General features: G+C 63.4%; 16 protein-coding genes and 1 tRNA gene. 6 read left to right on the forward strand and 11 right to left on the reverse strand.

The features are described from left to right. Window positions 1-9: 9 nt before the first annotated feature. The gene (locus tag UCD39_RS19300; protein WP_330497454.1) at window positions 10-708 is read right to left on the reverse strand and encodes an SDR family NAD(P)-dependent oxidoreductase; all 699 of its coding nucleotides are present in this window, start codon (window positions 706-708) and stop codon (window positions 10-12) included. 206 nt (window positions 709-914) lie between these two features. Here UCD39_RS19300 and UCD39_RS19305 point away from each other — a divergent pair, with 206 nt between their 5' ends. Beyond that, window positions 915-1,253: a GIY-YIG nuclease family protein gene (locus UCD39_RS19305; RefSeq protein ID WP_330497455.1), complete on the forward strand. Its 339-nt coding sequence runs from the start codon at window positions 915-917 to the stop codon at window positions 1,251-1,253. On the opposite strand, the gene UCD39_RS19310 is transcribed toward UCD39_RS19305, so the two are convergent. From UCD39_RS19310 to UCD39_RS19320, 3 genes are all read right to left on the reverse strand, one after another. Then, window positions 1,250-1,729: a HEAT repeat domain-containing protein gene (locus tag UCD39_RS19310; RefSeq protein ID WP_330497456.1), complete on the reverse strand. Its 480-nt coding sequence runs from the start codon at window positions 1,727-1,729 to the stop codon at window positions 1,250-1,252. The genes UCD39_RS19305 and UCD39_RS19310 overlap by 4 nt on opposite strands. Window positions 1,730-1,748: 19 nt before the next feature. Beyond that, entirely contained in the window at window positions 1,749-2,456 is a 708-nt protein-coding gene (locus tag UCD39_RS19315; RefSeq protein ID WP_330497457.1) for a glutathione S-transferase N-terminal domain-containing protein, read from the reverse strand. Between the two features lie 122 nt (window positions 2,457-2,578). Next, a complete protein-coding gene (locus tag UCD39_RS19320) occupies window positions 2,579-5,065 on the reverse strand; it encodes a glycoside hydrolase family 31 protein (RefSeq protein WP_330497458.1) in 2,487 nt (828 codons plus the stop codon). Between the two features lie 252 nt (window positions 5,066-5,317). Between UCD39_RS19320 and UCD39_RS19325 the strand changes: the two genes are divergently transcribed. Then, complete coding sequence (locus tag UCD39_RS19325; RefSeq protein WP_330497459.1) at window positions 5,318-6,169, forward strand: pirin family protein; 852 nt, start codon at window positions 5,318-5,320, stop codon at window positions 6,167-6,169. Between the two features lie 123 nt (window positions 6,170-6,292). On the opposite strand, the gene UCD39_RS19330 is transcribed toward UCD39_RS19325, so the two are convergent. Both UCD39_RS19330 and UCD39_RS19335 read right to left on the reverse strand, forming a co-directional pair. Then, window positions 6,293-6,517 (reverse strand): helix-turn-helix transcriptional regulator, encoded by a 225-nt coding sequence (locus UCD39_RS19330; RefSeq protein WP_442943676.1) that lies wholly within the window; start codon window positions 6,515-6,517, stop codon window positions 6,293-6,295. Further along, window positions 6,517-6,936 carry a hypothetical protein gene (locus tag UCD39_RS19335; RefSeq protein WP_330497460.1) on the reverse strand — a complete coding sequence of 140 codons (420 nt, stop codon included), beginning with the start codon at window positions 6,934-6,936 and terminating at the stop codon, window positions 6,517-6,519. The genes UCD39_RS19330 and UCD39_RS19335 overlap by 1 nt, the downstream gene beginning before the upstream one ends. 366 nt (window positions 6,937-7,302) lie before the next feature. Between UCD39_RS19335 and UCD39_RS19340 the strand changes: the two genes are divergently transcribed. The 4 genes from UCD39_RS19340 to UCD39_RS19355 all read left to right on the forward strand — a co-directional run bounded on the left by UCD39_RS19340 (window position 7,303) and on the right by UCD39_RS19355 (window position 8,855). Continuing rightward, window positions 7,303-7,767, forward strand: a complete 465-nt coding sequence (locus tag UCD39_RS19340; protein ID WP_145733089.1) for a hypothetical protein — start codon at window positions 7,303-7,305, stop codon at window positions 7,765-7,767. Window positions 7,768-7,842: 75 nt separating this feature from the next. Beyond that, window positions 7,843-7,919: transfer RNA gene (locus UCD39_RS19345), tRNA-Arg, on the forward strand. Between the two features lie 213 nt (window positions 7,920-8,132). Further along, window positions 8,133-8,576: a hypothetical protein gene (locus tag UCD39_RS19350; protein ID WP_330497461.1), complete on the forward strand. Its 444-nt coding sequence runs from the start codon at window positions 8,133-8,135 to the stop codon at window positions 8,574-8,576. A 48-nt stretch (window positions 8,577-8,624) separates the two neighbouring features. Continuing rightward, window positions 8,625-8,855, forward strand: coding sequence for a hypothetical protein (locus tag UCD39_RS19355; protein ID WP_330497462.1), 231 nt, complete (start codon window positions 8,625-8,627; stop codon window positions 8,853-8,855). A 52-nt stretch (window positions 8,856-8,907) separates the two neighbouring features. Here the strand turns inward: UCD39_RS19355 and UCD39_RS19360 are convergent, their stop codons facing one another. The 5 genes from UCD39_RS19360 to UCD39_RS19375 form a co-directional block, all read right to left on the reverse strand. After that, the gene (locus UCD39_RS19360; protein ID WP_330497463.1) at window positions 8,908-9,321 is read right to left on the reverse strand and encodes an STY0301 family protein; all 414 of its coding nucleotides are present in this window, start codon (window positions 9,319-9,321) and stop codon (window positions 8,908-8,910) included. After that, window positions 9,270-9,740: an STY0301 family protein gene (locus UCD39_RS28570; RefSeq protein WP_442943677.1), complete on the reverse strand. Its 471-nt coding sequence runs from the start codon at window positions 9,738-9,740 to the stop codon at window positions 9,270-9,272. Before UCD39_RS28570 ends, UCD39_RS19360 begins: the two co-directional genes overlap by 52 nt. Further along, window positions 9,622-10,065, reverse strand: a complete 444-nt coding sequence (locus UCD39_RS19365; protein WP_330497464.1) for a BPSL0067 family protein — start codon at window positions 10,063-10,065, stop codon at window positions 9,622-9,624. The genes UCD39_RS28570 and UCD39_RS19365 overlap by 119 nt, the downstream gene beginning before the upstream one ends. A 351-nt stretch (window positions 10,066-10,416) precedes the next feature. After that, a complete protein-coding gene (locus tag UCD39_RS19370; protein WP_330497465.1) occupies window positions 10,417-10,743 on the reverse strand; it encodes an STY0301 family protein in 327 nt (108 codons plus the stop codon). Window positions 10,744-10,759: 16 nt separating this feature from the next. Then, window positions 10,760-11,203 carry a BPSL0067 family protein gene (locus UCD39_RS19375; RefSeq protein WP_330497466.1) on the reverse strand — a complete coding sequence of 148 codons (444 nt, stop codon included), beginning with the start codon at window positions 11,201-11,203 and terminating at the stop codon, window positions 10,760-10,762. Between the last annotated feature and the right edge of the window lie 30 nt (window positions 11,204-11,233).

Consider the following 11,233-nt stretch of genomic DNA (forward strand, 5'->3'; position numbering starts at 1 on the left):
GACGGGGGCTCACCAGGGAACGGTGTTGCCCTGGTAATCCAGGTACTGCAGGCCGGGCTTGCCGGCCTGGGCCGTCACCACGTCGACCACGCGGGGAATGCTTTCCGATACGTCCAGGCTGGCGGCCGGCCCGCCCATGTCGGTGCGCACCCAGCCGGGGGCGATGACCAGCAGGGTGCGGCCATGGGCCGGCTGCCGCGCCGCGTAGGACCGCATGAGGGTGTTCAGCGCCGCCTTGCTGGCCCGGTACACCTCCCACCCGCCGCTGAGGTTTTTGGCCACGCTGCCCAGGATGGAGGACATGACGGCGATGGTGCCCTTGGGCGTCACCAGGTCGCCCAGCACCTCGACACAGCGCATGGGCGACAGGGCGTTGGTGACCTGCACCCGCACGAATTCCTCGGTCGACACCTGGCCGATGGTTTCGCTGGGGTCGTTGGTGACGCCGGCGTTGACGAACAGCACGTCAATACGGCTGCCCGCCAGGCGCTGACGCAGGCTGGATATCTGGTCGGCATGGACGATGTCGACCAGCTCCACCGTCAGGCGGCCCTGGGCCTCGCCGGCCAATTCATGCAGGGGGCCGGGCTCGGTGCCGGGACGGACGGTGCCGATGACTTGCCAGCCCCGCGACAGGTATTCCTGGGCCAGGGCCAAGCCCAAGCCACGGGAGGCGCCGACGATGAAGGCGGTGGGGGAAGCGGACATGGGGGGAGACCCTTTCTGCTAGGGGCACCGGCCGCCCCGATTGGCGCCGGGGTCGGCCCAGAGGGACGGCAGATGCCTGATATGGGGCGGCCCCGGCAAAAGTCAGGGGCCGATGATCGACAACAGGGCCACGCCCGGCCTTGACCTTGTTTTACCCGGGTATTATATCGAGGCCCAATATCACCCGGGTAAAATAGGATCGCGCCATGCAAGCCCAGGCCAGGAAGGCGGCCATCGCCAACTACAAGAAGCGGGAGGATGAGCCCGGCATCTACGCGCTGCGCTGTGCCGCCCTGCCGGACACCGTGTGGGTGGGGCCCACGCCGACCCTGGACACCATCCAGAACCGGCTGTGGTTCAGCCTGCGCCACGGCGGCCACACCCACCGGGGCCTGCAAGCCGCCTGGACCGCCCACGGGGCCGACGCCTTCACCTTCGAGGTGCTGGAACGGCTGGAGCCGGAGGAAAGCCCCTACCTCGCCCGCGCCCAACTGAAGGACCGCGCCGCCCATTGGCGGGCGGCGCTGAAGGCGGAGGCGATTTAATTATCCGTCTCAGCCAAGCAACTTAGGCAGGCGTCTAGGGCCTCCCTTGCCGCCGCATCGACGGAAAGTTCACTCGAAGGCTCAGCCCAAACCCGCAAATCGTCGATAAGCGACGGATGGCGGCAAAGTGCCGCTGCCTCCAGGACTGGGATGGTCACATGCTCAGCGACCAATGCCCTGCGCACCAGGGGTAAGGCCGAGGCAGGATCAACCTTGGCGACGCCCAAGATGGCCTCGGCTCGGACAATTTCGATTTCGTCCTCGGTTGCACGTAGCAACACGTCGCGCACAGCGGGCGTGTCGATATCAGCCTGTGCCAGTAAGAAAACCGCCCAGTCGCGGTTGATGGGATCACAATCCATAGTCAGATCCATCAACCGGCCCAAGGCGGCGGCGCCACCGTCTCCCGATAGCGACACCTTCTCGGCAATGAAATCCTGAAGGAAAGGCGATGGCGGTTCATACCACTCGTTCACGGGGCCACTGCTCATAGGATCACCCCGGCCGCTTCGGGATATCGAGGCCCCGCTGCACCGCCGGCCGCGCCAGGCCGCGTTCCAGCCAGGCGGGAACGTTCTTGAGGCTGGCATAGTCGACCAGCTCACCCGCGCCATAGAAGCCCACCAGGTTGCGCACCCAGCCCAGGCAGGCGATGTCGGCGATGGTGTACTCCTCGCCCATGATCCAGGGGCGGTTGGCCAGGCGACCCTCCAGCACGCCCAGCAGGCGCTTGGATTCATCGGCGTAGCGCTTCAGGGGGCGCTTGTCCTCATAGTCCTTGCCGGCGAATTTGTGGAAGAAGCCGACCTGGCCGAACATGGGGCCGATGGCGGCCATCTGGAAGAACACCCATTGCAGGGTCTCATAGCGGGCGGTAGCGCCGGCGGGCAGGAACTTGCCCGTCTTTTCCGCCAGATAGACCAGGATGGCGCCGGACTCGAACAGGGCGATGGGCGTGCCCTCCGGCCCATCGGGGTCGATGATGGCCGGGATCTTGCCGTTGGGGTTCAGCGACAGGAATTCCGGCGTCCAGCTCTCGTTCTGCATGATGTTGACGAGATGCGGCTCATAGGGCAGCCCCGTCTCTTCCAGCATGATGGAAACCTTCACGCCATTGGGCGTGGGCAGCCCATAGAGCTGGATGCGGTCGGGATGCTGGGCCGGCCAGCGGCGGGTGATGGGGAAGGCGGACAGGTCGGTCATCGGGCTTCTCATCAGTCGGCGGGGGAACGGCATTGAACCGCCAATCCACCGCTGCTTCAACGACCGTGGTCACAACCTGAAAGAAAAGGGCGGCCACCCCCGGCCGCCCTTTCCCATGAACTTTACTTGGCCTGCACCACCTCCACCACCTTGGCGTCGGGCTCGCTCCAGCCCTTGGCGCCGGTGTGGCCTAGGCTGTGGCTGGCCTCGGTCCAGGTAAGCTCGGTGACCTTGCCGCCGCCCTGCTCATAGGCGTAGGTGAAGCCGTCGTCCTGGAACAGGGTGAAGCGGCCATCGGCGCCGGGATAGACCTTCACCTTGGCGATGGTCTGCGTCTGGTGCGTGTTCTCGATGGGGGAGCCCAGGGGCAGGATGGACCCAGCCTTCACGAACACCGGGATGCGGTCGATGGGGGCCGCCACCGTCACCGTCTGGCCGCCGGTGTAGCGCGTGTCCGTCCAGAAGTCGTACCAGTCGCTGCCCGCCGGCAAATACACCGGCTTGGTCGTCGCCCCCTGCTCCGTCACCGGGGCGACCAGCAGGGCGGGGCCGAACATGTATTCGTCCCGCATGTCGGTCACGGCCGGATCGTTGGGGAAGTCCAGCGGCAGGGCCCGCAGGAAGGGCGCGCCCGTCTTATAGGTCTTGTAGCCCAGGGAATAGATGTACGGGATCAGCTGGTAGCGCAGCTTGACGTACTTTTCCAAAATGGCCTGGGCGTCGGGCCCATAGGACCAGATCTCGTTGGCCGGGCGGCTGCCGTGGGTGCGCAGCACCGGCAGGAAGGTCGCATACTGGAACCAGCGGGTGTACAGCTCGGGATAGTCGTCATAGCCACCGACCACGCCGCGCGCCTGCGTCGGGTCCAGCAGCGGCGCCTTGGCGGGCTTGTGTTCCTCCGGCAGGTACTGCCAGCCGCCGGTGTCGTTGCTCCAGTAGGTGATGCCAGACGCGGCGAAGTCCAGGCCGGTGGGCACCTGGCGCTTGAAGGCGTCCCAGGTGGGGGTGATGTCGGACGACCAGACGATGGCGCCGTTGCGCTGCACGCCCAGATAGGCGTCGCGCGACAGGATGACGGTGCGCTTGTCCTTGAAGTCGCGGCGGAAGCCGTCATACAGCGCGCTGGTGTGGAACAACGGGTAGACGTTGAAGTACTTCGTGCCCGGCCCGATGTGGTAGTAGCTGCCGTTGGGCGGCAAATCCGGCTCCGTCTCATCCGACCACAGGCTGTCGAAGCCCTGGCTCAGGATGGTGTCGCGGATGGTGTTCCAGTACCACTTGGCGGCGTCGGGGTTGGTGGTGTCGATGTCCGACCCGGCCTTGTCATAGGGCAGGCCGTTGGTGGGCGTGCCGTCCGCCTGGCTCAGGAACCAACCGTTCTTCTTCAGCAGGTCATAATAGCGGCCGTCGGACGTGAAGCGCGGCCACACGCTGATCATGGTCTCGAAACCCATGTCGTGCAGCTGCTTGTTCATCGCCTTGGGGTTCGGCCACAGCTCCGGCACGAAATCGAACTGGCCCATGATGGTGTAGTAGAACCAGTCCACCACCAGCACGTCGGCCGGAATGTGCCGCTCACGATAGCCCTTGGCGACGTCCAGCACCTCCTGCTGTGAGCGGTAGCGCTGCTTGGACTGGATATAGCCGTAGGCCGACTTGGGCAGCATCGGCGTGGCGCCGGTCAGCTGGCGGTAGCCGGCGTAGATCTCGTCCGGCGTCTTGCCGGCGATGACGAAGAAGGAGACACGGTCGCCGACCTCGGACGTCCAGCGGGTGACCTCGTTGAAGCCCGGCTCGATCGTCGTCTTCGACGGGTTGTCCCACAGCAGGCCGTAACCGTAGTTGGTGATCATGAAGGGCACACAGGTGCTCTGCCCGCCCGGCGCGTTGTAGTCGTTCCAGCAGCGCACGACGTGGCCGCGATGGTCCAGGAAGCCCTCCTGGTTCTGGCCCAGGCCGTAGTAATGCTCATCCGCCGGGGCGGCGAAGACGCCGTTCACGGTGTAGAATTGGTCGTCCGTGGGCCGGCGGTCGTGCAGCAACTGGCTGTTGCCGTCCTTGAAGTTGGGGACGCCCATGGACCAGCCGGTGAAGTCCAGGATGGTCTTGCCCGACGCGTCCTTGAAGGTGATGTGGGCGCCGTTGGTGGTGCCACCGAAATAGCGGCTGATGTCCACGGCGGTTTGCTGCGGCGGCACGGCATGCGGCGACGGGTGCCAGCCGACGATGGTGGCCGACATCTGGCCGGACCTCAGCACGGTGTCGCCGCGCTCATCCTTGCCTTGCGTCCAGCCGGCGGTGTTGACGCCGGGGATGATGCCGTAGCCGGGACCCGCCAGCGCCGCGTCCTTTTTCAGGCTGAGGGTGACCCGGATGATGTTGGGGCCATAGGGCTCCAGCACCAGGGTCTGTTCCTGGGTCTTGTTCGACTGATCCACCACCACGGGGGCGGTCACGCCGCTGTCGGCCGCCCAGGCGGACGCGGTGGAGGCGGAGGCCGCCAGGGCCACGGCCGCGACACTAAGGCGGGTGGCAAGGGCCAGGCCGCGCCAGGATGGGCGCATGGATTTCGGTGTGGCGCCCCGCATGGGCTGCCCGCGCGTCTTCATGGTCCGTATTCCCCCTGAAGGTTATTATTAAGGCAGGTGTTATAAATCATATGATAGCGCTAACATCTGTCAGGTGCGGGCCCCGGTCAACCCGAAATGTCCCGTCGGGGTGGAGGGCCCATCGTTCCGGCAGGGCAACGGTCCGTGCCGCCCGCGCTCCCTATCGCCCCATCGCACCACGGCTTAGAGTGGGGCCGACGATGGCGCGGGTACACTGCGTCCCCTTTGATATTGCCCGGCAAGGGTGGCCCGATGAGCACGCTCAAGACCCTGAAACGACTGCACGCCGCCTATCGCGACGACATCGCGGACCTGACGACGCGCCGCCCGCTGCCGGGCCCCGACCTGCCACAGCTCAGCCCTTTCCTCTTCCTGAACCACCACGGCCCCCAGGTCTATCCGCCCAACAACCGCGGCCTGCCCTTCGGCCCCCACCCCCACCGGGGCTTTGAGACGGTGACCTTCATCCTGGAGGGGGAGCTGACGCACGCCGACAGCGCCGGACATGAAAGCGTTATCAGGGCCGGTGGCGTGCAGTGGATGACGGCCGGGCGCGGCGTGGTGCATTCGGAACTGTCGCCGGCGGAGTTCCGCCGCCGGGGCGGGCCGCTGGAGATACTGCAGTTGTGGGTGAACCTGCCCGCCCGGCTGAAGTTCGCGGAGCCGGGCTACACCGGCCTGCAGCGTGACGCCATCCCCGCCCTGCCCACGCCGGATGGGCGCGGCACCGTCAACCTGATTTCCGGCAGCTGGGGCGGTGCGACCGGCCCCATCACCTCCCTGACCGGCGTGTTCATGAGCACGGTGACCTTGGGCGCCGGCGGCACCGTGCGCTTTGACGGCGCCGCCGGCCGCACCGTTTTCCTCTACGTCGTGCGCGGCGCCCTTTCCGTGGGCGGCGGCACCGCCCCGGCCCACAGGCTGGTGGAATTGAGCCTGGAGGGCGACGCGGTGGAGATCACCGCGCAACAGGACGCCGTGCTGCTGTTCGGCCATGGCGAGCCCATCGCCGAACCGGTGGTGGCCCATGGCCCCTTCGTCATGAACACCCGTGAGGAAATCATCGCCGCCATCCGCGACTACCAGGCGGGGCTCTTTGAATAGCTGCCTCAAACGGCGTGCGCGGCCATCCGGCCACTTCCTTGTTCTCGATTTCCAGTCCGCCTTCGGCTCCCCGGAAATCCCCGGCGGCCCCGGTCGAGGCCCACACCGGCATGAGTCAAAATCTCATGCCGGTGGTGCCAGGTCAGGTAATGGCCGGTGGGGATTGATGAAGATCGCCTCGACCGGCAGGCCGAACAGCGCGGCGATGCGATAGGCCAGGTCCAGCGACGGGTCGTGCTTCTCCGTCTCCAGGGCATTGACCGCCTGGCGGGACACGCCCAGCCGCTCCCCCAGGTCGTTCTGCGTCCAGCCCCGTTCCGCCCGTAGGACTTTCAGGGTGTTCCGCATCAGCGCGTCGTCCGGATGAAGGGGGAGACCAAGCAAAAGGCGACCCAGAACACGGCATAGACCATGAAGCCCGGCACGTGCGGCAGATTCAGGAACACTTCCAGAAAGCCCCAGGTCGAGGCGACGATGAAGGACAGCGCGGCGGCGACGATGAAACGCTTGGCCGTCAGCGCCCGCATGAACTCGTCCACCCGACCCATGAAACGCAGGGTCAGCCAGAGCTGGACGGCGATGCTGGCGGGCGGCACCAGGACTGCCAACACCAGCAACGGGCCTTGCATATTGAGGCCGGACCAGTTGATCACGGCGATGGACAGGCAATAGACGAACATGGAGGCGGCGCTGCCGATGCGATACTGCCGGCAGGCGGCATCCGACGGATTGACGGTGGGAAATGCTGTGGCGGTATCAATGGTCATGTCATGCTCTCCTGACGTTTTGTCAGGTGAACATGACTCCATTTCCATGTCAGATCAACCTGACTTTCGCAGGATTCCGCGAGGTATCGTCGCTGTCACCGAGTCGCGGCGGCGCGGCCGGCCCGGCGCAGCCTATCCACGCCTTTTGAACAGGGGGCCGGGTAAGAAAGCCTTAAGGAAAGGCCTCTAGTATCCGCATGCCAGTCGCACAACAGGCTCAGGCTTTACTTTCGTACAGCCGTGCTAGACTAAATTTTGCGCCTGGTTTTCGATCTTGAACCGTTGCGCCAAACGAATGCGCAGAACCGATGCCGCCCCGGCGGTCACCCAAGCAGACCGATTGCTGGTCCCAGGATTCCACCCGCGATGATCCGCCCCGCCCAACGCCTGCCCCGTGAGCGCCGCCTCGGCCGCCTGCGCGCGCTGTTGGCCGGCGCCTTGCTGGCGCTGACGGCGGCGCTGCCGCACGCGGCCATGGCGGGCGAGGGCGGTGGCGGCCAAAAGTCGGAAGACCCGGAGGTGATGCGCAAGATCAAGATGAGCCCCATGCTGCTGCCGGGCCGGGACCGTTTTTCCTACGTCCGTCTGCAAGTGATGCTGGTCGTGCGCATGAGCAAGCATCTGAACGAGGACGTGGACCTGGTCACCAACCTCAAGCCCCGCATCAACGGGGAGCTGACCGAGGCCCTGACCGTCGACCATGTGGCCCGCAACCGCCTGAACACCGCCGACATCCAGGCCCTGAAGGGCCGCATCATGCAGGTGGCCAACGAGGCCGTGGGCAAGCCCCTGGTGGATGAGGTCCTGATCGTCAGCCTGCTGGTGGGCTGAGCCGATACCAGCACCCGTGCCTTGCGTGCCCCGGGGCTGTGCAAGCCGCCCAAACCTGCTATAAACCGCCCCGGCGTCTCCGTAGCTCAGCAGGATAGAGCACAGGATTCCTAATCCTGGGGCCGTGGGTTCGAATCCCGCCGGGGACACCATTAATCCCAGACACCAGCAGAACTCCTAAGTTGTTGGCTTGCCAGCGCCACTGGCCCTGGCCGCTGGGACTTTGTTGGGAATTTTCGGGCGCATGACCAAGGTCGCTTGACGTCTGACCATCGCCATCTACTTGACCGTCGAAGCTGAAAGCCCAAAAGGAATTTCGCGGCATGGCAAGGGATGGGGCGCGGGGTGCGTTGGTGGGGATGATCATGGCCTGGGCCGCGAGCTTGGCCACGGGCGGTGCCACGGCAGCGGACGGGTACGATAGCTACACCAACGCACGGTTCGATTATACGATCTGTTATCCCCGCGCCTTCACAGCACAGCGGGAGGCAGACAATGGCGACGGCCGGGCGTTCAAGGCTGCCGGGGGCGGGGAACTGCTGGCTTTCGGCGCATACAACATCAGGAACATGACACCCAGGCAGGGACTGGACGAGGCGGTGGCCGATCTTAAAAAGGATGGTTTCGACATCCGCTACACCGCACTGAAACAGTCTTGGTTCGTCGTGTCCGGCGCCGGTACCGTGGGCAAGCACGCGGATCGCATCGTCTACCAGCGCACGCTGTTCAAGGGCGACACGGTCATCACCGCGCGGCTCACCTATCCCGCCCCCAGGCGGCCACCTACGCCCCCTTCATCAAGGAACTAGGCCGATGCGTGCGCTAACCGGGAGGCCGGCTGCCCAGGGATGCAGGTGATGATGCCCCGCAAGGTCGCTGAGAAGGCGTGGACCTACATCCTGTATGAAACCGGCACCGGCCATGTGCTGTCGGTGCTGTGTGGCGGGGTCGGCATGTATGAACTGAACATTCCGCTGACGGCGGTAGAGGCGGCGCGGGCCCTAGCCGACAGCGCCTACTTGGACGGCCTGGCGTCCGAAATCAGGATGCATCCGCAGCAATTCGCGCCGCGATCCGTGATGCTGTAAGCGACCCGCGAACAGGATAAGGGTAGGCTGCAAGGCGCTGATAAAGAAGATTTCAGTGGCAGCGTACCGACAGTTCAGTGGGCTTCTTCTCGGTGACCACGCAGCGGTCGACCTTATCCTTCAGTTCCACATCGGTGACGGTACCGCTGGCGTATGTGCAACGGATATTGATAGTCCTTCCCATTTTATAAACATATCCGACGGAATAGGTTCCGCCCCCGGCCCTGTTGTCATCGGGCGCCAGGAATATTTCTTCTTCTGGCTTTCCATTGAATATGTAGATGTTTTTGACAAGATCGGCCGGGCGAGCGGGGCAAATTTCCCGCGGTGCCGCGAATGCCTCTTGTTTAAAAGAACCGTAGAGCAGCAGAGTTAGTGCGGCTTTTATCAATGGACCGTATGCGCGGTGTGACCTTAGCGGCACTGAACTGTAACCTCGCCAGACTTCCCTCTCGACGCCGTGCACTGTTTAACCGGATCTTTCAGCTCCACATCCGTGACGGCGCCACTCGCGTACTTGCATCGGATGGTGGCCACTCGGCCATCTTTGTAGATATAGTCCAGCGTGAACTTGTCCTGCTTTGGATTTTTACCGGTTTCATCATCAGGCGCGAGATTTATCAAATCCTCGGGTTTTCCATTGTACACGCTGATATATTTAACGGGATCGCTATCGTGAACGGGACAAACGCTTGGCGTCGCCGCAGACGCCGAGCCCGACGATATCAAGCCAACAAGTAATGGAAGTAAGGATATTCGGGCCATATCAGTGCTCGACGATAAAGAACTTATTGCCGGTATTTGAGACGCCTCGTCCCTGCCACAAAATAAGCCGAAGCGAAACCGCTTGAGGAGCAGTACCGGTGATCCATTGATCATATACATAAATTCCATCATCGGTTTGATGATCGTAAATAGCGGCATGCCCATCATAATGGCCATTCGAATCGAATGTCGCTATCACGGTTCCCGCAACAATATTCTTGTTTTCCTTTACGCGGTCACCTCTTCTCCACAGCCCTGTTCTTACCGGGAGGGAAGGGCATACCTGCGTCACATAGGAAACGCACTGCCCACAATAATCCGGGTTGTGTCGGGTATCGTCAGGAGGTGGCGTGTCATAGGGCCCTAGCGCCGAGGTGCGGGTACAAACCCATTTCCCAACGGGCGCCTTGGGATTGGCGGTATAGCCGATGGCCACGAACGGCATGAGGCGTCGCTCCGAAATCCGAATTTGCCCTATGAGGATCGGTCGAATTTCCGGCGCGGCAATGGCTGTGGGGGAAAAAAATTGACTGCTGTCGCAGGACGGACGCCTCCACCCGCCCGTCGCCCCCTCACTTCAGATTATCAATCGCCACCCCCGGCAACGCGTCCGCCTGCGTGAAGCCGAAGATGCGAACAGCTCCGCCTCCGGCGTGCGGATATGGCGATGATGTCGGCCTTGTGGAAGCCATACGGCTCCCCCTCGAACTCGATGTCGGCGCCGATCACTATCTGACCCGTTGTCGCACCAGCAGTTGCCCCAAAACCGTGCCCGCCCTGAGCGCGGTTGCCTTGATCAGTGACAGCTTATTGTCACTTCACCTGACTTCTTTTCAGACGCCTTGCACTGCTCAACCTTGTCTTTAAGTTCCACATCGGTGACGGTACCGCTGGTGTATATGCAGCGGATAGTTACCATCCGCCCAGCCTTGTAGATTTCACCAACTGTGAAAGTGTCCTGCCCCGCCCCTTCGTCATCTGGGGCAAGGTTGAACATGTCCTCTGGCTTGCCGTCGAACACGTTGAGGCTTTTAACCTTATCGCCAGGTCGCGCTGGGCAAACGTCCGGCGGAGCAGCGCAGGCGGCATTTGCTATGCCAAAACTGGCGGCGGAGATCAGCAAGAGCCGCTTCATAACATCACGGTTCAACGACAAAGAAACCATCTCCTCTGTTCGAGATGCCGTGACCGTCCCAGCGGATGCCTCTAGGTGCGACTGGCTGGGGGATATGCCCGGTAATCCATTGATCATAAACATAAATTCCCCGACCATCCTGCCGCTCATAGATCGCCGCGTGCCCGTAGTAGCGGCCTTGGTCATCAAAGGTCGCGATCACGGTGCCGGGAAGGATGGTCGCGTTGTTCTTGACGGCCGCCCCCTTTCGCCAGAGCGCCGTGCTGACGGGCAATGAAGGGCAAACTTGAGTGACGAAAGAAACGCACTGCCCGCAGAAATCCGGCGAGTGCCGCGTTTCTTCGGGCGGCTTATTATCATAGGGCCCCAGCGCCGATGTGCGGGTACAAACCCATTTCCCAACGGGCGCCTTGGGATTGGCGGTATAGCCGATGGCCACGAACGGCATGAGGCATCGCTCCGAAATCCGAACCTGCCC

Origin of the sequence: Nitrospirillum karajorum, assembly GCF_036348415.1 — a bacterium.
Taxonomy (GTDB): domain Bacteria; phylum Pseudomonadota; class Alphaproteobacteria; order Azospirillales; family Azospirillaceae; genus Nitrospirillum; species Nitrospirillum amazonense_B.

Excerpts from the sequence above, each read along its gene's own strand:
- UCD39_RS19350 (WP_330497461.1), top strand. The coding sequence starts at position 8,133 with ATGGCCTGGGCCGCGAGCTTGGCCACGGGCGGTGCCACGGCAGCGGAC.
- UCD39_RS19325 (WP_330497459.1), top strand. The coding sequence starts at position 5,318 with ATGAGCACGCTCAAGACCCTGAAACGACTGCACGCCGCCTATCGCGAC.
- UCD39_RS19365 (WP_330497464.1), bottom strand. The coding sequence starts at position 10,065 with ATGCCGTTCGTGGCCATCGGCTATACCGCCAATCCCAAGGCGCCCGTT.
- UCD39_RS19320 (WP_330497458.1), bottom strand. The coding sequence starts at position 5,065 with ATGAAGACGCGCGGGCAGCCCATGCGGGGCGCCACACCGAAATCCATG.
- UCD39_RS19355 (WP_330497462.1), top strand. The coding sequence starts at position 8,625 with ATGATGCCCCGCAAGGTCGCTGAGAAGGCGTGGACCTACATCCTGTAT.
- UCD39_RS19330 (WP_442943676.1), bottom strand. The coding sequence starts at position 6,517 with ATGCGGAACACCCTGAAAGTCCTACGGGCGGAACGGGGCTGGACGCAG.
- UCD39_RS19315 (WP_330497457.1), bottom strand. The coding sequence starts at position 2,456 with ATGACCGACCTGTCCGCCTTCCCCATCACCCGCCGCTGGCCGGCCCAG.
- UCD39_RS19340 (WP_145733089.1), top strand. The coding sequence starts at position 7,303 with ATGATCCGCCCCGCCCAACGCCTGCCCCGTGAGCGCCGCCTCGGCCGC.
- UCD39_RS19335 (WP_330497460.1), bottom strand. The coding sequence starts at position 6,936 with ATGACCATTGATACCGCCACAGCATTTCCCACCGTCAATCCGTCGGAT.
- UCD39_RS19375 (WP_330497466.1), bottom strand. The coding sequence starts at position 11,203 with ATGCCGTTCGTGGCCATCGGCTATACCGCCAATCCCAAGGCGCCCGTT.
- UCD39_RS19305 (WP_330497455.1), top strand. The coding sequence starts at position 915 with ATGCAAGCCCAGGCCAGGAAGGCGGCCATCGCCAACTACAAGAAGCGG.
- UCD39_RS28570 (WP_442943677.1), bottom strand. The coding sequence starts at position 9,740 with ATGTATATGATCAATGGATCACCGGTACTGCTCCTCAAGCGGTTTCGC.
- UCD39_RS19300 (WP_330497454.1), bottom strand. The coding sequence starts at position 708 with ATGTCCGCTTCCCCCACCGCCTTCATCGTCGGCGCCTCCCGTGGCTTG.